A 23,002-nucleotide genomic window follows, 5' to 3' on the forward strand; every position below is an offset into this window, starting at 1 on the left:
TGTATACAAGTTATATTTTTAATAAGCACAATATGTGCCAAATAATTAAATGAATAACCGTATACAAGTTGAGTATGAAAAATTAAGTTACTTTTCCATCGTTTTACAAAGAGAACAAATCACACCACGATGTTTATGTGAATACATGACATCTGGTCTTTCATATTCTTGATCGCACGCTAAACACATATACGATGTTGCTGTTGGTGCCCCCTCTTCATCAAATCTTGGCTCATGAATACCATCGTGTTTTTGTTTAATATAGTATTTTCCTTTTGTTAATAACCCAATGACGGGTGTAAGAACAAAACCGACAACTAAAGCAATTAAAGGTGAATATGAAGATAAAAAACTGCCAAGAAACCCAAAAAATGCCAATAAAGATAAACCAGCAGCCATCAGAAAGGAAACTAATCCCACAGGATTAAAGTCGTATAACATTTCACGTCTATATTCAGGCTCTTTTGGAGATAGCTTAAGTAAGTATTTATTTACTGCAATATCTGTTGCAACGACTACAACCCAAGCAATTGCAAAGTTAGAATAAAAGCCTAAAATCTTTCCTAATACTGCAAACATATTGCCTTCCATAAGTACTAAGGCAACAGCTAAATTAAATAAAACGAATATAATTCTTCCAGGATACTTTTTACTTACGCGTGTGTATGCACTGGTCCATGCGAGAGAGCCTGAATAAGCATTCGTAACATTAATTTTAATTTGTGAAATGACAACTAAAATGACCGCCAGTGCAAGTGCTAGCCAACCCGGCAACATATCATGAAATGCTGCATTGAACTGTTGTACAGGTTCAGTGGCATCAACACCCGGAATCTTTGTAAATAGATAAAACCCTAAAAATGCACCAATAACTTGCTTGATTGCACCTAATATTACCCATCCTGGTCCTGCAGAGATCACTGCCATCCACCAAGATTTACTATTTTCTTTCGTTTTTGCAGGCATAAAACGTAAGTAGTCAATTTGTTCACCAATTTGCATAATTAAAGATAAACAAATACCTGCACCTAGCATAATTGCCGCAAGATCGCCTGGTGCATAACCTTTTTGACCTGCAAATATAGTAAATGATTGAACTAGACTTGGCTCTTTATAGATAAGATAAGCCACAGGGCCAATCATAAGAATAAGCCAAATGGGCGTTGTCCATACCTGTAACTTACTGAGGGCTTTCATGCCATAAATCACAAGAGGAATAACCATAAATGTCGAAATAAGATATCCAAGCCATACTGGAATACCCAATCCCAACAATAGACCTTGCGCCATAATAGATCCTTCAAGCGCAAAGAAAATAAATGTAAAACTCGCAAAAATGATACTTGTAATTACAGATCCAAAGTAGCCAAAACCTGCACCACGTGTAATTAAATCTAAATCGATGTTATAACGCGCCGCATAATAAGACAGTGGGATACCTGTGATAAAAATAATGATTGCGGCAAACAAAATAGAATAGATCGCATTGGTTGTTCCATAAGTCATACCAATACTGGCACCAATAGAAAAATCTGCTAAATATGCAATTCCTCCAAGCGCAGTAATCGCAACCACCTTAGGACTCCAACGGCGGAAGCTATATGGTGCATAACGTAAGGTATAGTCCTCTAGTGTTTCATTGGCTGCTTTATTTTGCCGTTCTTCGACATACTCATATTTTTCCATGCTTCTTTAACTCAACTCAAAGAATGAGCCATTAAAAATGCAATGAATATGCCAATCTTTAAATCTAAATTAATGGGTACTTTTTCGCCAAAAAAATAAGTACTTAATCATTTTGTGCTGTTTCTTTTGATTTCGTGCCAATTTTGCTTCAATAAAATACTGCACAATTGAAAATACACTTGTAATAATGGCATACCATACAGCGGCAACCATAAGCATTGGAATAATTTGCTGATTACGGTTATACACCATCTGAACCGTATAAAATAATTCAGGCATTGCCAAGACATAAACAATAGATGTGCCCTTAGAAAGGCTAATACATTCATTAACCAAAGCAGGTAAAATTCCACGAATTGCTTGAGGGAAAATAATTCGATACGTTTTATGCCACCATGAAAGACCTAAAGCAGCAGCCGCTTCGAACTGCCCTTTATCTACCGATAAAATACCCCCACGTATGATTTCAGCAGTATATGCGCTTTGTACAATTGCCAATCCAATTAAGGCAGTTGTAAATTGATCTAATGCATTTACCGTTTTATAACTTGCAAAAACTACTTCTGTGAATGGCACTGCAATCGCTATACGCTCATATAAATATGAAAAATTATATAAAACAATCAGTACCACCAATAAAGGCACCGATCGAAACAACCAAATATAAGCCCATGCCACCCCCCTTACCAACCAAGAAGTAGATAAGCGCATCATCGCTAAAATCCCACCCAAGAAAAAGCTTAAAAACATTGCAGAGAAAGTAAGCTTTAACGTAAGGTATAAACCACGTATTACAGCGGGATCAAAAAACCATAACCTAAAGACAGACCATTCCCATTTGCTATTAAAAAATACAGATTCAAGAAGAATTAATATAAAAACAACCGAAATAAAACTACCTACATAACGTAGTGGATATTTTGCTTTTACAACTTTATAAGATGAAAATACTTTAGCCATTTTATTCCTTTACTCACCAAATCCCAATGGATTGATTTCTGAATGTTTTAAAACCTCATCGGCCAATCCCCAACGATGCAAGACTTCGTACATTTTTCCATTTTGAATGTCACCATTAACCGCTTTTTGTATTGCGTTCGACAACTCTGAATTTTTCTTCAATGTCACTGCAATATCAGCAGTTTTAGGATATCCACCATTTAGATACCCCACTCTCTTTATTTTTGCGCCATTTTCCATCCGCCATGTTCCCGATGGGTTTGGTACAAAATAGACATCTGCTCGACCCGCCTCTAAAGCCAAAATAGCCATGGCTTTATCTTCAAAATAAACAGGAACCGTCTCAGGCAAGCCCGCTTTTTTATTTTCATCAATCCAATTTAATAATATTTTTTCCTGATTCGTCCCAGCACCAACAATTACCCTTTGACTTGCAACATCTTTCGCACTTTCAATTTTTTGAATTGGACTGTCAACAGAAACAAATAGTCCTAAGCTATCTTTTCTATAGGTGACAAAGTCAAAGCGTGCTTTTCGTGCTTTACTTACTGAAATATTAATCAGTGCAGCATCATATTTTCCAGAATCAATACCAAGTGGCCAATCTTCCCAAGAGGTTGGAATCAGCTTTAACTTCAATCCTAGGCTGTCTGCAATTAAACGAGCAACATCAACCTCTATCCCAATCGGTGTTTTATTATCCAAAGCAAGCGTTGTAATAGGTGGTGAGTTCCCTGAGATAATCGCAACTGTAAAAAAACCATCGTTCACAAGTGGATGATTTTTTGGAATGGCTTGGATTGCATCTTGATTGGATGTGGTATGAATTGGAATCGTATTTCGCTCTAGCAACTCTCTCATATGCAAAGGCATTGTTTTTAGCGTTGCTTCTGAAATATCGCTTGATGTTGATTGTTCACATCCAGCAAGTAAGACAATTGCAATTAAAGTTGATATATAAGCGATATGCTTGATTTTAAATGACACAGCATTATCCTTATTGTATCTCATGCAACATGATCAACATTGCATGAGATATCATATGTAAACCTACCAATGATATGTAACACGTGTATAGTAAAATGCACCATTGGCACCAAATGGTGAAAATAAACTATATTGAATACTGCCGCCTGTAGAACCTGCTGTCGTTATATCTTTGTCTGGATAAACATTGGTAATATTGTCCCCACCCAGCTCAAACTTCCAATTGTTATATTTATACGATAGTGCTAAATCTAACAGCCAATTTGCACTATACTTTTGATCGAACGCTGGGCCACTATTACTATATGTGGTAAAGCTACCATAACGTGTTACATTCGCATTAATGCCCCAATTCCCAATCGTATAGTCATTGGTAATACTGAGTTTATGCTTTGGTGTACTTGCTGACAAAATACCATACTGCTCACGACGATCTATTCTGTTTAGATTCACATTTAATGCATTTAAGATTGCTGGATTTGCTCTTACTTTTGTCACTTTATTTTCATTATAGTTATAAGCAACAGATGTATTTAAGTGGCCATATGGCAAGTCATTCCAAGCATAGTTTGCAACAAGATCAATACCTTTAGTGCGTGTATCAGCAGCATTATTAAAGAATCTTACAGTACTAAAATTAATGTCTGTAATGCCATTTTGTGCCAAATATGAACGTACAGTGCTACTACTTGCATCTAGATTTGATGAAAGGCTAATGCGATTTTTAATATCAATTAAATAAGCATCTAAAGTTAAATAAAAATTATCTGTTGGTGTTAAAACCACCCCTAAACTATAGTCACGAGATGTTTCTGGTTTTAAATCTTCTGCACCAAGAAGGCGAGCAACCTTAGAATCCGTTGGGAACGTTCCTGCTTCTACGACACTTTCATTAATTAACTGAGATGAAGTTTGTGCATAGTGCGTTTGCGCTAGACTTGGAACACGAAATCCAGTAGAAACACTTCCTCTAAATGCAACAACAGGGCTTTGTGCATATCTTAAAGACAAAGAACCATTATTGGTACTTCCAAAATCATTATAATACTCATAACGATATGCAGCAGACCCAGATAATTTTTCAGTAATATTTGCCTCTAAGTCTAAGTATGCGGCAAGACTGTCTCTAGACCATGTTCCAGCATCTGCATCTCTAAAACCTGCTAAACCTGATGACCCTGTTTTATAATAAGACAGCGGCTCTCCTGCTTTAATCTGATAATTTTGATTAAGATACTGTAATCCTGTCGAGAACGTTAATGGACCATCTAAAAAGCCCAAAGTAAAGTCACGAGATAAATCAAAATTTAATGCAGTTTGGTCATTAACAAGCATGCCATTATAGAAACGTGTTGGTGTATAACCAAAATCTTTATATGCACTAACATTAATCGTATCCGTATCTACCGTATATCTATTTCGACCAAAGTTAATCGATGCATCATAACGCCAATTATCAACTTCACCTTTTACACCAGTCACTGCAGCAAGATCTTCAGACTGACCAAAAATTAATGGTAAATAACCATTTGGATAAATCGACGGTACATTATTTGTACCATTACTTAAGCGGTAAAATGCCGTCGACTCACCATCTTTACGACTATATGTTCCAAAACCATACAACGTTGCATAATCTGAAAGATCATATTCACTATTAATTGCAAGTTTTACAGTATCCTGTTTTGGATCACCATAACGGAACGTACGCTGTCCATATGTTGTGGCATTAATATCACGCTTATCTAAGCCAGCACGGTTCGTATAGCCATCATTTTCAAACTCGCCTGCAACAGTAACAAATCCTTGATTATTCAGATTCACACCACCTGAAACAAAGCTTTCCTTTTGAGCTCCATCCCCTTGAGCATACTGTCCATAACGTACGCCTGCCTCACCATGCTTTGTATCTGTTTTTAATATAATATTAATGACACCCGCAATTGCATCTGAACCATAACGTGCTGATGCCCCATCTTTTAATACTTCAATACGTGCCACGGCTGACATTGGAATTGCATTTAAATCTGAAGGAGATGAGCCTCGACCGATTGCGCCCCCCATATTAATAAATGCACTAGTATGACGGCGCTTCCCATTTACTAGAACAAGAACCTGATCTGGCGATAAGCCTTTTAATTGTGCAGGACGTACAAATTCAGCACCATCTGCAACTGAAGGTCTTGGAAAATTAATAGATGGAATAATCTGCGCAAGCGCTGTACCAAGCTCACTCGTCCCTGTACGCTCTTGTAAATCTGCTGCTGTGATCACATCAATAGGTTGAGCAGACTCAAGTGCTGAACGATTAACTTTTCTTGTACCTGTAACAATAATTTTATTTAATGACTGAACTTTATTGTCTGATTGAGTATCAGTGTTGTTTTCTGCATGCGTAATTTGATAAATACCACTAAGCACCAATAATGTAATTAGATTAACTTTAAACTTATTATTCATTGATCATACATTTTTAAAGGAATTGTTTACTTATGTTATTATTTTTTAAATTCGTGTAAATTATTTTTTAGTCCTATCTATATGAAAAAAATTTATTTGGAATTTTTATAATATATAAATTATTTATCCATTTAAATATTTCATGCTATGCTACAAATAAAAATACTTTTGATTGATTTTAGAATAAATCATATAAAAATATTAAATATACTTATACTAATAAAAATACAGCCTCTAATACAGAATATAAATATGACATGAAAAATTAATTCATTAGTCTTTTTAAAGAAAGAAATATATTCTTAGTTGCTCTATGTATATTAGTACATCAAGCACTAGTTGCATCATCAATTGTATTTCCAACAAAACTCTTAATCAATTTTCAAGAGCAGATCTTTTACAAAAATTACTTATTCCTATATCTTAGATCTATGATACTACCTTATGCATCTAGATTTATTTCCTATATATTTCTAGAAAATCTATTAATTTAGCACGTTCTAGGTATTTTATTTTAGTCAAAAATAGTGAAAGCATAAAAATATAGATTTTAGAAATAAAGAAGCAAAAGAGGAAATAAATACGATTCTTTCTAGAAATTCATTCTCAATTATAAATTCAATTATTTTTTTGTGCATGACTTTTTATCACTACTCTATAATAGTCTATTCAGCTTTATCATTATATATTACATACTTCCGTTAATATCTTTAGATTATATAATTACAAGCATATTAAGCTTTTTCATCAACCAACAAATTTTTGAAAATATTGAAGATATGTATGCTTCCTTAATCTCTAAGAATAATGGAAGATTCACTATAACAGGTAATAATGGGAGTGGAAAAACAACTTTTTTACATGATCATCTTGGAAGATAAGGCAGTTATTATCCAAACAGATCTGAATAATTTACTTTGGAAAAGTGATGTAAATTTAGATCATTTATCAACTGGCCAACGTATAAAAAATATTTTAGAAGAAGTGTTATATAGTGAAGAAAGCTTCATACTTCTAGATGAATGGAATGCAAATCTTGATACTAAAAATAAAATTCAAACCAATGATCTTATCAACAAAATAAGTAAATATAAAACAGTTGTTGAAATTACACATCATCATTAAAAATGATAGATATTTCATCCAAATTACTTATATTAAGTGATATGGATCTACACCATTGACACAAACACTCATTTAAATGAAAATCATTATCAAATAGTTTCTATTTTTTGGTGAAATTAAATGTCTAAATTCATTGATATACATAAAGAAATCATAAATTGTTCAGATGGTCTGTATACAGATACGATATCTCAACTGCCAAACCATCAACTCAATATATTCAATCCATCAAAAGGTAAAGGGTTTACAGAACTGTATGATTTTAATCGTTTATGTATTGGTAAAGGAAAATATTGGCTAAGCCGACCACTCCAAATCACTGGTAATCGACATTTATTTTCTTTTGGCATTACACTATTACTTTCTGGTACACACCACATTAAAAATAGTGAATTTGATCAAGATTATATTATAGAATCTCCCAAAATTATATTGCGTCGAGGCATTCTTGGCAAACAAACTATTTACTTACAAGCGAATAAGGAAATGTCTCTGATTACTCTTGATTTTGATGAAGATTTATTAGAAATATTAAAACCTCTAGATACAAGCAACTTTTTTATTCAATTTTTTTCAAATAGTCATTCACCTGCGATACACACCCTTGAAATTCCTAATAAAGATATACAGCACCACGCTCAATACTTACTCAACTTACCAACTGCAAAGAATGTATTAGACTTACTTCATTTAGAAGGGGCAACTTTAGAGCTCATTAGTTTATTGTTGAAAAATAAACAATATCAGCACCAAATCCCCTTACCAATTAAAAGAGCAATTGATATTTTAGATGCACAGTTTTATAAAAAAATTACTATTCGTGATTTAGCAAAACAAGTTGGCATAAATGAATGCTACTTAAAACAGTTCTTTAAAGAAACAACCGGTTATACAATTGGTGAATATCTCCTAAAAACACGGATGATATGTGTTCAATCCTTGCTTAAAGAAGGATTTTCTCTTGAATATATTGCTATACAAACAGGCTATAGTAGTGTTCAGTATTTAAAGCGTGTATTTAGTGATTTTTATGGCTATCAGCCATAAATATTTAACTTAAACGCCAGTAACCTTTAATATGATTATTTTTTCCTAGTAACTGTCTTTGATTACGGAGATGGTGTCTAATGCATTTTGCGGCATTATTTTCCAAAGCTCCCCAAACATTCTCAATCACTTCTATTTGTTCCAATACCTCTATTACTTGTTGAGCTTGCTCAATCACATCATAATGAAGATATTTTAAAATTGTATTGTCTGGAAATACAAAGTCATCAAAATATTTCAGATCTGCTTCATCAGTACATAAAAGAATGACTGTTGGTGGAAACTTATTTTTCCAAAACTCTAAAATACCTGCTAATGCTGGATATGCTGTTTCATCTGCGATTAAAACAGTAGCACCTGAATGTAAATGTGTATGTTTATCGTCTGTTTCTGTACGACTCGAAATCATAGAACCTTGCTCTAATTTAGAGACCCATGTACTACCCGCACTATTTCCATGCGTAAAAATATCGATATATCCATAATTTACCGATGATTTCTCTCGCGAAAAAGACTGTCTCAAAGTATATAGTCGTATATCTTTATTCATTGTTTCAAGAAGCTTTTGTCTTTTCTGACTAGAAAGATGTTTCATTACCAATAAGAAACAGTGATCAAATATATTTTTTATTAAGCTACTTTTCTGAGAAGGTCTAATTTTAATAGGCTGAGACTTCTCTAGAGCTTTTAACACCAACCCATAAGCGTAACCAGCATAATATTCAGGTAAAGGTAACTGACTTTTTATCGTCAATCTCGTGATATTTTTACTCACTTGAAACTTTTCTACAACTTCAAAATATTGTTTTGTATTATTACTAAACTCAATTTTTTGCTTCACAAACGAATTATAAGCCAAATACAATATCTGTTCCTCAAGGTCACCTTTTAGCTCAAACCCAACAAAAAGCTCATTATATTTTTGTATCGATGACTCACGTACTTTTAGCAGAATCCCTTCTTCAAAAATATCAACAATATATGCCTCTTTTATCTGCAAATTTTTGCCGTAACTTTGAGCAATCATACATAACTCTTTGCTATGATCCTGATTCACATGATCAAGAATGTCTAATTTACGATCTTGCTCTTGAATTTTAGTATATTTTTTATTCATAATTAAATCTAAACCTATAGATTATCTGTACTATCGGGCAATAATTTCCATGTCAATGCTGTCACCATAAGCGCACAACCAAAAGTAAGAAAAACAACGGTGGTATATCCTATATGCTGAGCCAGTGCTAAACCAAGTGCCGAATAAGCAAAGCCCATGAATACAACCAAACTAAATTGCAAACTAAAGAAAGTTGCTTTTGCTGGCATGAGCGATGCCCTATCCATAATTAATGTAGATAACGCAGACATCAAACCCGGATTTGCAATAAAATAAGCAAAAATAGCACTGTAAACCATCACCTTATGGGTATAGCCTAAAGTCAATGGAATAAATAAAAGGAGTGCGATTCCCTGTAATAAAGTCAGTGCAATAAGTGCAAACTTACGGCGTAGCTTATTAATGAGAAAACTTGCCAAAAATGCTGAGAATATCCCTACAATTGAACCAAATATTTTTGTTGCAAAACCAATGTCCATAAGTGACCATTTTGCATCAACCAATAAAGGGTTTAGCATGCCAAAAACGGCGGTAAAACCGATTGGATAAATAAATAATAAGCAGAACCAAACTCTATGTTGTTTTATAAAAACTTTAATTTGCTGTGCAAGACTTTTAAACTGTTCTGAAACATTTTTATGTGGCTTCTCATAAATACTTTCAGGTTCCTTATAAAAGAAAATTTGTACATTTGAAATCGCAGTTAAAAGTGCCAAGATCCATAGTGCACCTTGCCAATGTAGCCAAGGATATAAAATAAGAAGTAATCCACCACCAATAATATTACCCATTAAATTACTTGAGTATTGAATACTATTTGCAAACTGTCTTTCTGAAGCAATAAATATTTTACATGCGAGCGCATCAACTGCTACATCTTGTACACTCATAAAAAATGTATAAATAATAAATAATATTAAGATTGTAGAAAAATGTTGCTGTATATCTAAGAAGCCACAAATAAATAACAAGACAGTCATCATAAACTGGGCAAATAATAACCAAGACCGATATTGACCTTGAAAGTAAATTCTAAAACTATCCACTAATGGCGCATATAACACCTTTCCTAATAACGGTAATGCAACTAAATTAATTAAAGCAAGTTTATCTAACGCAATACCACTTTGCCTGAGTATGGCGAATGCTGCTGAAATAATAAAAGCAATGCCAATGTATTGTGTTGTATATACACTAATCAGTAATGGCCATGGTTTTTTATCATGATTCATGTGCAACATTCCCAAGCCAAAAAATCAATTAAAAATCAAATGACATAGATAGTTTAAGCGTACGTGGTGCACCTTCAGAAAGGTAATATCCAGCATAAACACCTGTCCAATAATTCTTATTCATTACATTTTCCACGCCACCAATAAATGTGGTTTTATGTCCAGCAATAGATGTAATATAACGAGCGCCTAAATCCCAACGGAACCAACTCGGAATCTGTTTTGTATTTGCCGTATCTACATATTCACTACCGGTATAAACAGTGTTAGTGGTCAATGTTAATCCTTGTAATTGCGGAATATCCCACTCTAAACCAAGATTAGATTGCCAATGTGGCACACCATATGCTCTATTTCCATTATAGGTGCCAGATGCTGTTTTCGTCGTAATCGCATCTATATAACTCACACCACCAAGTAATCTTACACTTTCTGTGATATTCCCCGCAGTCGTCCACTCTATACCACGATTCCGCTGCTCACCATCTGCGTTATAACTATTACTCGACTTATCATAAATCATGCTTGGTTTATTAATTTGATAAATACTTAATGTATTTCTAAAGTTTCCATTTTCCCATTTTGTGCCAAGTTCATACTGCTTTGTTTTATAAGGTGCGAAAACTTGGCCATAGTTTGTAGCAGTTGTTGCTGTAACTTGATCACCTTGGCTTAGTCCTTCAATATAATTACCATATAAAGAAATAGAGTTATTCCAAGGCTTAATCACGAATCCAATTGCTGGCGTTACTGCACTCTTTTTATAATATGTCGTTCCTGTAATCGCTATTCCACTATTTGTCCAACTCTGGCTTTTTACATTTTGGAAACGTGTTCCAAGCAGCAGTTGATACTTCCCATCGACAAAAGAAAGATTATCGGCAAGTGCAATACCCGACAATGTAGTTCCTTTAGTTTTTGGTACAAAGGTCGGATCATTTGGAAACAGATTATTATTGATCGGTGCATAGATATTCGATTTCCACGACAATGTACTATAACCCGAGTCTGTATTTTGCTTTTCTACATTTCCACTTAATACAAGATTATGATCAATAACGCCAGTTTTAAACTGCCCACGTATACCCAACCCCCCTGAAGTTGTATGTGTAATATTGGTGATATTACGCCCAATAGCAAGACAACCACCATCCGTACTACTTACAGTACATAACGCATTATTTGCAATTGCACCGTGCGATTCTTGCTCTTTAGTGCCACCACTTACATACGCTGTCCAATTCGGTACAACATCATATTCCACATGTCCAATAATGGCTTTAGTTTCACTACTTGCGTACGCACCTTTCATAATATTCGTAGAATCTTTTGGTGCTTTCAAAATAGAAGAAGTCGTAAAGTACGCCATTAATGGCATACCTCCTTCATATTTTTCTTTAATATAATATGCATCTAATGATGTTCTTAACCGATCGCCACGATAATCTAGTGCAATTGATCCGAGTGTTCGGTCTTCAGTTTGCCCATTAAGTGTCGTATCTCCATGACCTTTAACTGTATTTACACGGACACCAAACTTATTGCCTTCACCAAAGCGACGCCCAACATCTAGATGCCCATCAACATTTGATTTTGATGTATAACTTGTCGTAAAACGTGTAATAGGCTCATCCTTTGCTCGTTTAGGTACTAGATTTACCGTACCACCGACACTTCCTCCAAGAGACATACCATAAAGCATCGCACTCGTTCCACGTAATACTTCTACACGCTCTAAAAATTCCGTTGGTGTACGATTATGTGGGCTTAAACCATATAGACCATTCCATGCAAATTCTTCAGTCGTGACATTTAAACCACGAATATTAAAGTACTCTCCTAAACTATTTTCCCCAAAATAATTACGCACAGAAGGTTCACTTGCCAATGCTTCTGCAACACTTTTTGCCTGATGGTCTTCTATATATTTTGCTGTATAGCTGGCTGTACTAAATGGTGTATTAAGCGCATCTTTATTCCCCAATATACCAATTTGACTCTCACGACTCACTTGCCCGACTGAAATTGTATCTGGTGTATTTTTTGTTGATTCAAGATTAATGGCAGGTAAAACTTGATACTTATCATTTGTTTCAGTAGATGCTTGCGTTGCTTGAGAAAGCATTACACATGCAATGCTTATCCCTAGTACAGAAAGTTTAAAACTTAATACATTATTCATTTTGCGCCTTGTCACTATCCAAGCATAAAAATTTATGCAATAGTACTAATAATCATTCTCAACGAACAGGAAAGATCCGCAATAATTTAGAAAAATAAGAAAAGTTATTGAAATTTATGATTTTATTTTTAATAATAGTATGATTTTTTTATATGACATAAAAAAAGCCCCAAGATTAATCTTGAGGCTTTTAAAATTTTGGAGCGGGAAACGAGACTCGAACTCGCGACCCCAACCTTGGCAAGGTTATGCTCTACCAACTGAGCTATTCCCGCAATGTGGCACATTATAGACTAGAGAAAATCTTTGTCAAGAATTTTTAATCTGCTCTACGCCACACTGTTCCCTGACGTGTATCTTCCAATACAATACCTTTATCGAGTAAATGCTGACGCACTCCATCTGCTTTTGCAAAATCTTTCGCTTTTTTTGCATCAACACGCGCTGCAATCAGTCCTTCAATTTCAGCATCAGACAATTCAAGTGCTGTTTGACCAATATCTGACTTTAGGAAGTTATCGACTGAATGCTGTACCAGACCAAGAATATCAACTAAATATCTCAGCGTAGCATGATAACGGCGAGCCTCATTTTCAGCTTCTTCTTTCACTGCCCGATTTAACTCACGAGATACTTCAAAAATAACAGCTAGCGCTTCGGCTGTATTAAAGTCATCTCTCATGACCTGATTAAAACGATCAATATATGTTTGTTCTACAGACTCAGAGACTGTCATTCCATAGCGCTGTTCAAATACTTTAAATGCATTATAAAAACGTGTCAGTGCAGCCTTAGACTCTTTAAGTGCAGTATCAGAAAAGTTAATCGGACTACGATAATGTGAAGACATAATAAAATAACGAATGACTTCAGGATGAAACTTTTGCATCACATCACGAATTGTGAAAAAGTTTCCTAAAGACTTCGACATCTTCTCGCCATCGACATTCACAAAGCCAACATGCATCCAATAGTTTACATATTGCTCGCCAGTTGCTGCTTCACTTTGTGCAATTTCATTTTCATGATGTGGAAATGGTAAATCTCCACCACCACCATGGATATCAAAATGATTTCCTAAGCAGCATGTAGACATTGCTGAACATTCAATATGCCAACCCGGACGACCATTACCCCATGGAGAATTCCAAAATGGTTCACTTGGCTTCGCATGTTTCCATAATACAAAATCAAATGGATGCTTTTTCTCCACTTCTACATCTACACGGTCACTTGCACCCGCTTGCATATCTTCAAGCTTACGACCAGATAGTCGACCATAACGTTTGAACTTATCGACTTCAAAATATACGTCGCCATTATTTGCAGCATAAGCCGTACCATTCTTCACCAATGTACCAATCATATTTTGCATTTCATCAATATAATCAGTTGCTTTTGGCGATTGATCTGGTGGTACACAACCCAATGCAGCAAAGTCTTCATTCATTGCATCAATAAACTTTGTTGTCAGTTCACCAATACTTTCTCCACGCTCATTGGCGCGTTGAATAATTTTGTCATCAATATCTGTAATATTACGAATATATTGAACTTTCCAGCCTTGGCTACGTAAAAACCGAATAATATAGTCAAATGCAACCACTGTGCGAGCATGCCCAATGTGACAGTAGTCATAAACCGTCATCCCACAGACATAGATGTCAATATGGCCATCTTTACGTGGGACAAATTCAACTTTTTTACGTTGCTCTGAGTTATATAAAACAAATGGTTGCATAAATCTTAATTTGTTTAAACGAAAGATATTTTATCATAACTGATCCATTGTTTTTCACAAAGTCTTATACAATAAAAATGCTAAGTTTGTGAAAAGATATACATTTAAAAACATGCATTTGTTTGTTATATGATACTATGCATATGATTTTTCGGTATATCCTCATACCCGTTGTTGCATAAGGTAATCTGCTTTGAATTTTCCAAATCCACCCAACGAAGTTGATTTTAAAAAGGTTGCGTTAGAAACGCTAAAAATAGAGCAACAAGCACTAAATATATTAGCGAATGAAATTGACGATCGCTTTGTTCGTGCTTGCCAAATTATTCTTGCATGTAAAGGCCGTTTGGTCATTACAGGCATGGGCAAATCTGGGCATATTGGCAGAAAAATGGCTGCAACATTTGCATCAACAGGTACGCCTTCATTTTTCATGCATCCGGGTGAAGCAGGTCACGGCGACTTAGGCATGCTCGTCAAAGGTGATGTTCTCATTGCAATTTCAAACTCAGGAAAGAGTGATGAAATTATGATGCTCATGCCTTTGGTAAAACACTTAGAAATTCCACTCATTACGATTAGTGCAACAAACCACGGCCCTATGCCTCAAAATGCAGATGTAGCACTTACATTGGGTGACTTGCAAGAAGCCTGCCCTCTTGGCCTTGCACCTACATCAAGTACAACAGCAACACTTGCTCTTGGCGATGCGCTTGCTGTCGCATTACTGGACGCTCGTGGTTTTACTTCAGATGATTTTGCAAGATCTCACCCTGCAGGTGCATTAGGAAAACGCTTACTTTTACATGTAAAAAATCTCATGCACACAGGTGATGCGCTCCCACGTGTGGCACCTGAAACAAAAATGGGACAGGTTTTATTTGAAATTACAGAAAAACGTTTAGGCTTAACCACAGTTGTTGATAAAAACAATACATTACTCGGTATATTCACGGATGGAGACTTACGCCGTCTGATCGATAAACAACAAGGTTTTGATGTAAACTTACCTATCTCTGAAGTTATGATAAAAAACCCAACAACGATTTCAGAAGATGAACGTGCTGTCAAAGCATTAACACAATTAAATGCTAAAAAAATTAATCAATTTGTTGTTGTAGATGGTGCAAATAAAGTCATTGGTGTACTGGGTATGCATGACCTTATTCGCGCAGGAGTAGCATAATATGACTTCTCAAATATACTTTGAAAAAGCAAAAGAAATACAAGCACTCGTTTTAGATGTCGATGGCATATTAAGCGATGGTTTTGTTACCCTCACGAACTCGGATGATGAAATTAAATCATTTGATATTCGTGATGGACTTGGTATGAAGCTTGTGCAACAAGCAGGTCTCAAAGTCATTATTATTACAGGTCGTCAAAGCCAGATTGTCACTAAAAGAATGACTGACCTAGGTGTAGACCTAATTTATCAAGGGCGTGAAGATAAAGGCACTGCTTTACAAGAAGCGTGCAAACAGCTTTCTTTAGACCCTCAAAATTGCTTATATATGGGTGACGATTGGCCTGACCTTTCGGCTTTTTCAATTGCAGGAATAAAAGTGACTGTGCCTAATGGGCATATAGAGGTTCGTAAACGTGCCGACTTTGTCACACAAGCTATGGGTGGCCGCGGTGCTGTACGTGAAGTATGTGACCTTTTGCTCCAAGCGAATGGCACTTACGAACAGCTTCTTGAAAAATATTTAGCAACATCTCATTAAAGCTCTTAACGATTTAGTTTGATAAACTACGCTTATGGAAACAAAAAACTTATATGTCATTGCACTTGTGATTGCAGCCGTAAGCGGTGGTTACTATTACTATAGTGGGAATAGTAAAAAGCTAGATACCAATGCATCACGCAACATGACTTACGCTGCACAAAACGTTCAACTGACTCAAACTGATGAGAAGGGCGATGTTTCAATACGCGCATCTGTAGACCAAATTATACAAAACAAACAAGATGCAACCACACAAATGTATAATTTACATGCTACAACATATAGTCATGGACAAGAAAATGGTACATATTATGCCCCACGTGGTGATGGCTATAATGACAACCAAAAACTTGTCCTAAGAGATGATGTTGTCGTTAATAGAAACTCTCCTCAAGGTATGATTACATTTAAAACTGATGAGCTTACAGGCTATCCAAAAGAAAAACGTATAGAAACCAACCGCACTGTAAATATTGATTCTACACAAAGCCAATTTGTCAGTCAGGGCTTAAATGCCGATCTTAATTCAGGACAATATGAGTTTTTTAATATTCGAGGAAAGTATGCACCTAAATCCTAAAAAACAATCTCATTATAAAGCTTTCCTAAAATGCGTTATGGTAGGTACGTTATCGCTCACGGCAATGGCTACTTTTGCTATACCTAGCGACCGTAATCAACCAATTTCTTTAGTTGCAGACCGTGCAACTTATAATGATAAAACAGGCGTAACGACATATACGGGCAATGTGATTATTGAACAAGGTACAATGAAGTTACAAGCAGCTTCAGTTATTGCTCAACTCAATAAAAACCGTCAAATTAGTACTGTTACAGCAACAGGCAACCCTGCTCGCTTCCAACAAAAAATGGATGTAAACAAAGGACTGGCAAAAGGTCAGGGTCAGAAAATTGTTTATAATGCAGACTCAGGAATTATTATTCTGACAGGAAATGCCTTTGTCGACCAAGATGGCGCAAGTGTAAAAGGTGAAACTTTACGCTATAGCATGAATAAAGGCGACATTGAAGCCATTGGTAGTAGTAACTCTACTGCAACCAATACCAGTGCTTCTGAGAACCGAGGTCGTGTACAAATCGTAATTCCACCGAACACATCAAAAGCAGCACCTGGAGCTGTTGGCCAATGAGTACAGCAATGACACCACAAACACTTCGAATCAAGCACCTCGCGAAGAACTATAGTAAACGCTGGGTTGTAAAAGATGTTTCATTTGAAATGCAAAGTGGACAAATTGTAGGACTACTGGGCCCCAATGGTGCAGGTAAAACAACTAGCTTTTATATGGTTGTGGGACTTGTTCGTATGGATAAAGGTGAAATCTACTTAGACGACCAAGACCTGTCTAACTTTGCAATGCACGAACGTGCACGCAAAGGTTTAGGCTACCTTCCCCAAGAAGCATCTATTTTCCGTAAGCTTACAATTGGGGAAAATATTATGGCTATTTTAGAAACACGAAAGTCTTTAAATAAAGCACAACGCGAACAGCGTTTAAAAGAATTGCTTGAAGACTTTAAAATTAGCCATATTAAAGACTCTCTTGGTATGAGTGTATCTGGTGGTGAACGTCGTCGTGCAGAAATCGCACGTGCCTTAGCAGCAGACCCAAAATTTATGCTGCTCGATGAACCTTTTGCAGGTGTTGACCCAATCTCTGTCGGCGATATTAAAGATATTATTCAAACGCTGAAAGATCGTGGTATTGGTGTTCTCATTACAGATCATAATGTACGTGAAACACTTGCCATCTGTGAAAAAGCATACATTGTAAGTGAGGGTGCTGTTATTGCCGAAGGCACAGCCGCTGAAGTCCTTGCTAACAGCACCGTTCGTGAGGTTTATTTGGGTGATGACTTTACAGTCTAAATAATGAAAGCAAGGTTAAACCTTTTAGCCTTGCTTCTTATAAATGCTTAAATACATTGCATGTATTGCAACAAAAAAACTGAGCAATACAATACTAAGTACCCAAACAGGTACAACAAAATACATTATCCCCAATATTCCTAAACAAGTACCTAACTGCTTAGCATCTGCACGATAACACCAATGTATTAATTGATGATTACATTGAATAAGGGTGTGTAATGGCTTTACATAGCTAAACCATGCACGATATGCAAAGAAAATGAGAACGAGCAAACCAAGCCCTGAGACCACCAAAAACAATTGATTTACCCATCCAAATAAGACACCGATATGTAAATCTACTCCCCAACGTGTCAATTTTGCAGACAATGGAAAGTCTTTAAAATAAATCCGATCTACAACCAATTTATCTTTAATATTTACCGCCAAAGCATCTATTTTTATTGGCCATTGATGTTGTAATTCTTCAACTGTCCAAGCACGTTTTTCATCATAACTTGGTTTAATTTGTAACGCAGATGCATTTAGCCCATGTGTCCGTGCAATATTTACCATAGCATCAAAATCGGTTAGATTATTTAATGTCATTTCGCTGCCATGATGCATCATCATACCCATACGATGTTCAGCATGTTCATCTGTATTAGCTACTGAATAAATACCTAACTGAGTATTTAAAGACGGTGTATCACTATTCATCAAATGCCTAAACTTAGCAATATTCCCCCCTGCCCAATTTGACCATGTCAGTCCAGTTGCCGAGAAAAATAAAAGCATGGGTAAAACACATATGCCTATCAGACCATGCCAATATATAGACTGACTTCTTAAATACGCATTGGATGGTTTTCTTTTTCTTCTTTGCCATTGAATAAAACCTGTAATCGCAAATATACCCAACCAACTCGCAGCAAGTTCACTATAGATACGTCCATACTCACCAAGTAATAAATCACGATGTAAATGGTCTAAAAAGGTACGTATAGGCAAAACCCCACTTGTTCCATAAACAGGTAATTTACCTTGCATTGTCAGATTATAAGGATTAATAAATATAGCTACGGTTTTACTTGGGTCTCTCATATCCATATACAACACTCGCGTTGTTGTATTGGCATCTATTGCAGGTCGAACAGCAGTAATATGTGCAGATGATGGTAAAAACCTTTGAGCACGTTTGACTTGCTCACTTAAAAGGTGTGGCTGCTGATGCACTTGATGTTTTGCAATCAAGTACGGCTCATAAAGCTTTTTCTCAATTTGTGGTGTTAATCCATAAAGTGTTCCTGTCAACGCTGCAATAAAAATAAACGGCGCAACAAGAACGCCCACATATACATGTAGGACTCGTAAAGTTTGGTCTATAAAGCCTTTAAATGAGAAATTTTGGTGCATTCTATTAGCAACATACTTTTTTACCTTACATATATTAACAATTATAGAGTAAGATAGCTGTGCTTTTCATATTTTGACAATATATTTATGTCTATGCGTAAACTTGCCTTATCACTTGCGACAATTGCATTGATATTTCAAAGCCTTGTGTTTTGGCAAGTTTTTATGCCTAAATCTATGCATATGAATGCAGTTTGTATAGAGATACAACATGCAACTCAACACATGGATAAGCATAAAAAAAACATGCTTAGCTCCATGGAAAGTAAGCATACATTCACATTAGACGATTGTCACTTTTGCCAAGTCTTTTCTCATGTCTATAGTACACCTACATTCAGCCCTCAATTAATCACTAATAAAATACAAGTTAAGCTTCTATTTTTAGCAGAACTAACCTATATATTTCTATATTTACGTCAACTACTCTTATTTCCACAGAGCCGAGCCCCACCTTTACTCATATAAATATAAAGATTAATTAAGGATCTGATTCAAATCAGAATAATTCAAATGAATGAATATTATTAGGCAAAATATGTCTCAGTTTTTCTCACCTAAATTTTATATTGTTGTAATGGGTCTTATCTCTATACATACCGCTTTTGCGGAAGAAACTCGACTACCGACAATACAACTGACTGCAAATACCAATCAGGAAAACACTTTAGAAAGTAAATCTCTTACAGGATTCAAGCATAATTTACTAGAAGTGCCCTTAAATAAGTCCCATATCTCTAATGATGTTATTCAGCAGCAAAATATACAACGAGTGAGTGATGCACTCTCACAAGTTAGTGGTGTATTTTATCAAGACAGTTACGGTGGTGGCTTTTGGGATAACTATTCCTTTAGAGGCTTTAGTACCGATCCAAATATGGGAACAAATAGTTTAAGGAATGGTCTAAGTACCATTAGCGGTATTCATACACCTCAAGATATGGTGAATGTAGAAAGTATTGATTTTCTAAAAGGTCCTGTCGCAGCTATGTACGGTCAGAGTGCAATTGGTGGCATGATGAATATTACAACCAAGAAGCCTTCATGGACATCTTCACACACTCTTTCTCTAAGTGCTAGTACATACCAACAATACAGAACATCCCTTGACCTTACAGGTCCAATTAATGATCGTCTTGCTTATCGCTTAGGTCTTGCCTATGAAAATAACCAAAGTTTCAGAAATGATGTTACTCAAAAGCATTATTTTATTGCACCACAAATTACATGGAAACTTTCTGATCACACACAACTTTTTTTAGATACCGAGTTTGCAAAATACTCTGGATTATTTGATCGAGGTATACCACTCATCAATGGAAAATTTGCCAATATTAAAAATTTTTATGGCGATCCTCGCGATGGTGATATGCAGGTAAAGTCTAATTTTTATCAGCTTAGGCTAAATCATCAAATTAATCCCAACTGGGAAAGTACAACTGCTTTGAGTTACAACAATGGTGAACGTTTTGGTACGTCTACTGAAATATCATCCGTAGCTACAGATCAGCAAACGCTTAATCGATTCCGCAGATATAGATACTTCTCGACAAATACGCTTTTACTACAAAGTGTACTAAAAGGACATATCAATGACACTTTCGGTTTAAAACACGAAGTCTTAGTCAATGCCGAAATTGGAACTTATAAAATTCACCAACTCCAAAAACGAAATCTATTAGGTACAAATAGTCCAATTAACCTTTATGCGCCTATAAATAGTAGTACACCTTTAACACTCGGAAGAACAACCAAATATTCCGATGAGAAACAGAATACTTTTGGTATTAATTTACAAGATCAGATCTTTTTCAATGATCAATGGAGTCTTTTAATTGGTGCACGACTCGATCAAATGCAGCAACATATTATAGATCGGAAAAATCAGATACAGGCAAAAAAGACATATTCCCCTTTCAGCCCAAGATTAGGTCTTAATTATCAAGTCAGTTCTCACCTTTCTTTCTATAGTAATTGGGGAAAAGCATTTGAAATGAATACAGGTTTAAATAAAAACCATTTACTTTACTCCCCTGAACAAACACGAAGCTGGGAATTAGGTGGGAAATACTCACTTAATCCAATGAGTCTATTCAGCCTGACTTACTTCGATATGACGAAGAAGCACCTACTTACAGAGGGGATTACAGACAGTTATGTAGATACAGGTAAAGCACAAAGCCGTGGTATTGAAGCAAGCCTTTTACATCACTTTAATGATCACTTCAATGTGACTGCAAACTATACTTTTACCGATGCCTCTATCTTAGAAAGCGAAGTAGAAGCTAAAGGTGCGAGACTAAAAAATATTCCAAAGCATAGCGCCAACCTTACCGCAAGCTATAACTTTGATATAAAAGAATATCCAGTGAATGCTTCTCTCAGTGCAAACTACTACGGTACACGCAGTGCAAACTATATTGATAATGGTACAAGCCTACCTGCTTTTACCACCATTAATCTAGGTGGAAGTATGCAAATAAATCCTGATTTAAAAGCACGTCTAAACATCACCAACTTACTCAATAAAACCTATTATGTATCTAGTTATACCAATTATTGGGTACAGCCCGGAGAGCCGTTAAAAGTAACATTATCTTTTGACTGGAATTTCTAAACCATTAAACTGCGTATCTATACGCTTAGATACGCAGTTGTTTCGTAAAATAAAGTGTCAAAGCATAAAAAACCATCAACATCTATTTGTTTTTCTCGTATAATGACCCGCCTATCTATCATGTACTGTTCTACGATTTTTTATTATGCAAAGACCTAAACTAGAGTTGCCAAATAAGGCGGATAAGTTATTACTTCATTCTTGTTGCGCACCATGCTCTGGTGAAGTTATGGAAGCACTCATCGAATCTGAAATTGATTTTTCAATCTTCTTTTACAACCCAAATATTCACCCTGTAAAAGAATATATCATTCGTAAAGAAGAGAATATTCGCTTTGCTGAAAAACATAATATTCCTTTCATCGACTGTGACTACGATACAGACAACTGGTTCGAACGTGCCAAAGGCATGGAAGAAGAACCTGAACGTGGAATCCGTTGCACCATGTGTTTCGATATGCGCTTTGAACGTACAGCACTTTATGCACACGAACATGGGTTTCCTGTCATTTCAAGTTCGTTAGGTATCTCTCGTTGGAAAGATATGAAACAGATTAATGGCTGTGGTGTCCGTGCCGCATCTCATTATCCCGACATGACATATTGGGAATACAACTGGCGTAAAGGTGGTGGTTCAAGCCGTATGATTGAAATTAGTAAACGTGAAGAATTTTACCAACAAGAATATTGTGGTTGCGTTTATTCTCTACGTGATACAAATCGTTTCCGCAAAAGCCAAGGTAGAGACCGAATTAAACTCGGTGTAAAATTCTACTCAGCCATGAGTGACGAAGAGTAATTATATTTAAGAGCTTCAAAATATTGAGGC

At 35.8% G+C, this 23,002-nt stretch carries 19 protein-coding genes and 1 tRNA gene; 10 read left to right on the top strand and 10 right to left on the bottom strand.

Annotation, left to right across the window (positions count from 1 at the left end; genetic code table 11):
* Positions 1-87 precede the first annotated feature (87 nt).
* The 4 genes from P256_RS03015 to P256_RS03030 all read right to left on the bottom strand — a co-directional run bounded on the left by P256_RS03015 (position 88) and on the right by P256_RS03030 (position 6,093).
* Positions 88-1,686, bottom strand: coding sequence for a purine-cytosine permease family protein (locus P256_RS03015; RefSeq protein WP_023272213.1), 1,599 nt, complete (start codon positions 1,684-1,686; stop codon positions 88-90).
* A 69-nt stretch (positions 1,687-1,755) separates the two neighbouring features.
* Positions 1,756-2,646: an amino acid ABC transporter permease gene (locus P256_RS03020; protein ID WP_023272214.1), complete on the bottom strand. Its 891-nt coding sequence runs from the start codon at positions 2,644-2,646 to the stop codon at positions 1,756-1,758.
* Positions 2,647-2,655: 9 nt separating this feature from the next.
* Complete coding sequence (locus P256_RS03025) at positions 2,656-3,633, bottom strand: transporter substrate-binding domain-containing protein (RefSeq protein WP_023272215.1); 978 nt, start codon at positions 3,631-3,633, stop codon at positions 2,656-2,658.
* Positions 3,634-3,696: 63 nt separating this feature from the next.
* Positions 3,697-6,093 carry a TonB-dependent receptor plug domain-containing protein gene (locus tag P256_RS03030; RefSeq protein WP_023272216.1) on the bottom strand — a complete coding sequence of 799 codons (2,397 nt, stop codon included), beginning with the start codon at positions 6,091-6,093 and terminating at the stop codon, positions 3,697-3,699.
* 840 nt (positions 6,094-6,933) lie between these two features.
* Here P256_RS03030 and P256_RS03035 point away from each other — a divergent pair.
* Together P256_RS03035 and P256_RS03040 are read left to right on the top strand one after the other, a co-directional pair.
* Entirely contained in the window at positions 6,934-7,218 is a 285-nt protein-coding gene (locus P256_RS03035; RefSeq protein ID WP_155756731.1) for a P-loop NTPase family protein, read from the top strand.
* A gap of 120 nt (positions 7,219-7,338) precedes the next feature.
* Complete coding sequence (locus P256_RS03040; RefSeq protein ID WP_023272218.1) at positions 7,339-8,265, top strand: helix-turn-helix transcriptional regulator; 927 nt, start codon at positions 7,339-7,341, stop codon at positions 8,263-8,265.
* Between the two features lie 4 nt (positions 8,266-8,269).
* On the opposite strand, the gene P256_RS03045 is transcribed toward P256_RS03040, so the two are convergent.
* From P256_RS03045 to cysS, 5 genes are all read right to left on the bottom strand, one after another.
* The gene (locus P256_RS03045; RefSeq protein ID WP_023272219.1) at positions 8,270-9,382 is read right to left on the bottom strand and encodes a siderophore-interacting protein; all 1,113 of its coding nucleotides are present in this window, start codon (positions 9,380-9,382) and stop codon (positions 8,270-8,272) included.
* A gap of 14 nt (positions 9,383-9,396) precedes the next feature.
* Entirely contained in the window at positions 9,397-10,614 is a 1,218-nt protein-coding gene (locus tag P256_RS03050; protein WP_023272220.1) for an MFS transporter, read from the bottom strand.
* A gap of 28 nt (positions 10,615-10,642) precedes the next feature.
* The gene (locus P256_RS03055; protein ID WP_023272221.1) at positions 10,643-12,796 is read right to left on the bottom strand and encodes a TonB-dependent receptor; all 2,154 of its coding nucleotides are present in this window, start codon (positions 12,794-12,796) and stop codon (positions 10,643-10,645) included.
* A gap of 199 nt (positions 12,797-12,995) precedes the next feature.
* Positions 12,996-13,071, bottom strand: a tRNA-Gly gene (locus P256_RS03060).
* Positions 13,072-13,115: 44 nt separating this feature from the next.
* Complete coding sequence (gene cysS / locus P256_RS03065) at positions 13,116-14,537, bottom strand: cysteine--tRNA ligase (RefSeq protein ID WP_023272222.1); 1,422 nt, start codon at positions 14,535-14,537, stop codon at positions 13,116-13,118.
* Positions 14,538-14,730: 193 nt separating this feature from the next.
* On the opposite strand from cysS, the gene P256_RS03070 reads away from it, so the two are divergent.
* The 5 genes from P256_RS03070 to lptB are packed head-to-tail and all read left to right on the top strand — an operon-like array spanning position 14,731 to position 18,158.
* Entirely contained in the window at positions 14,731-15,723 is a 993-nt protein-coding gene (locus P256_RS03070) for a KpsF/GutQ family sugar-phosphate isomerase (protein WP_023272223.1), read from the top strand.
* Position 15,724: 1 nt separating this feature from the next.
* Complete coding sequence (locus tag P256_RS03075) at positions 15,725-16,264, top strand: KdsC family phosphatase (protein WP_023272224.1); 540 nt, start codon at positions 15,725-15,727, stop codon at positions 16,262-16,264.
* A gap of 34 nt (positions 16,265-16,298) precedes the next feature.
* The gene (gene lptC / locus P256_RS03080; RefSeq protein WP_023272225.1) at positions 16,299-16,847 is read left to right on the top strand and encodes an LPS export ABC transporter periplasmic protein LptC; all 549 of its coding nucleotides are present in this window, start codon (positions 16,299-16,301) and stop codon (positions 16,845-16,847) included.
* Positions 16,831-17,418 (top strand): lipopolysaccharide transport periplasmic protein LptA, encoded by a 588-nt coding sequence (lptA, locus tag P256_RS03085; RefSeq protein ID WP_023272226.1) that lies wholly within the window; start codon positions 16,831-16,833, stop codon positions 17,416-17,418. Before lptC ends, lptA begins: the two co-directional genes overlap by 17 nt.
* Positions 17,415-18,158, top strand: coding sequence for an LPS export ABC transporter ATP-binding protein (lptB, locus tag P256_RS03090; protein ID WP_023272227.1), 744 nt, complete (start codon positions 17,415-17,417; stop codon positions 18,156-18,158). Before lptA ends, lptB begins: the two co-directional genes overlap by 4 nt.
* 24 nt (positions 18,159-18,182) lie before the next feature.
* On the opposite strand, the gene P256_RS03095 is transcribed toward lptB, so the two are convergent.
* The gene (locus P256_RS03095; RefSeq protein WP_023272228.1) at positions 18,183-19,556 is read right to left on the bottom strand and encodes a PepSY-associated TM helix domain-containing protein; all 1,374 of its coding nucleotides are present in this window, start codon (positions 19,554-19,556) and stop codon (positions 18,183-18,185) included.
* A gap of 87 nt (positions 19,557-19,643) precedes the next feature.
* Here P256_RS03095 and P256_RS03100 point away from each other — a divergent pair, with 87 nt between their 5' ends.
* From P256_RS03100 to P256_RS03110, 3 genes are all read left to right on the top strand, one after another.
* Positions 19,644-20,024: a DUF2946 family protein gene (locus P256_RS03100; RefSeq protein ID WP_023272229.1), complete on the top strand. Its 381-nt coding sequence runs from the start codon at positions 19,644-19,646 to the stop codon at positions 20,022-20,024.
* 70 nt (positions 20,025-20,094) lie between these two features.
* Positions 20,095-22,173, top strand: a complete 2,079-nt coding sequence (locus tag P256_RS03105) for a TonB-dependent receptor (protein WP_023272230.1) — start codon at positions 20,095-20,097, stop codon at positions 22,171-22,173.
* 145 nt (positions 22,174-22,318) lie between these two features.
* Entirely contained in the window at positions 22,319-22,972 is a 654-nt protein-coding gene (locus P256_RS03110) for an epoxyqueuosine reductase QueH (protein WP_023272231.1), read from the top strand.
* The last annotated feature ends 30 nt before the right edge of the window (positions 22,973-23,002 follow it).

It is taken from the genome of Acinetobacter nectaris CIP 110549, from assembly GCF_000488215.1.
Classification (GTDB): domain Bacteria; phylum Pseudomonadota; class Gammaproteobacteria; order Pseudomonadales; family Moraxellaceae; genus Acinetobacter; species Acinetobacter nectaris.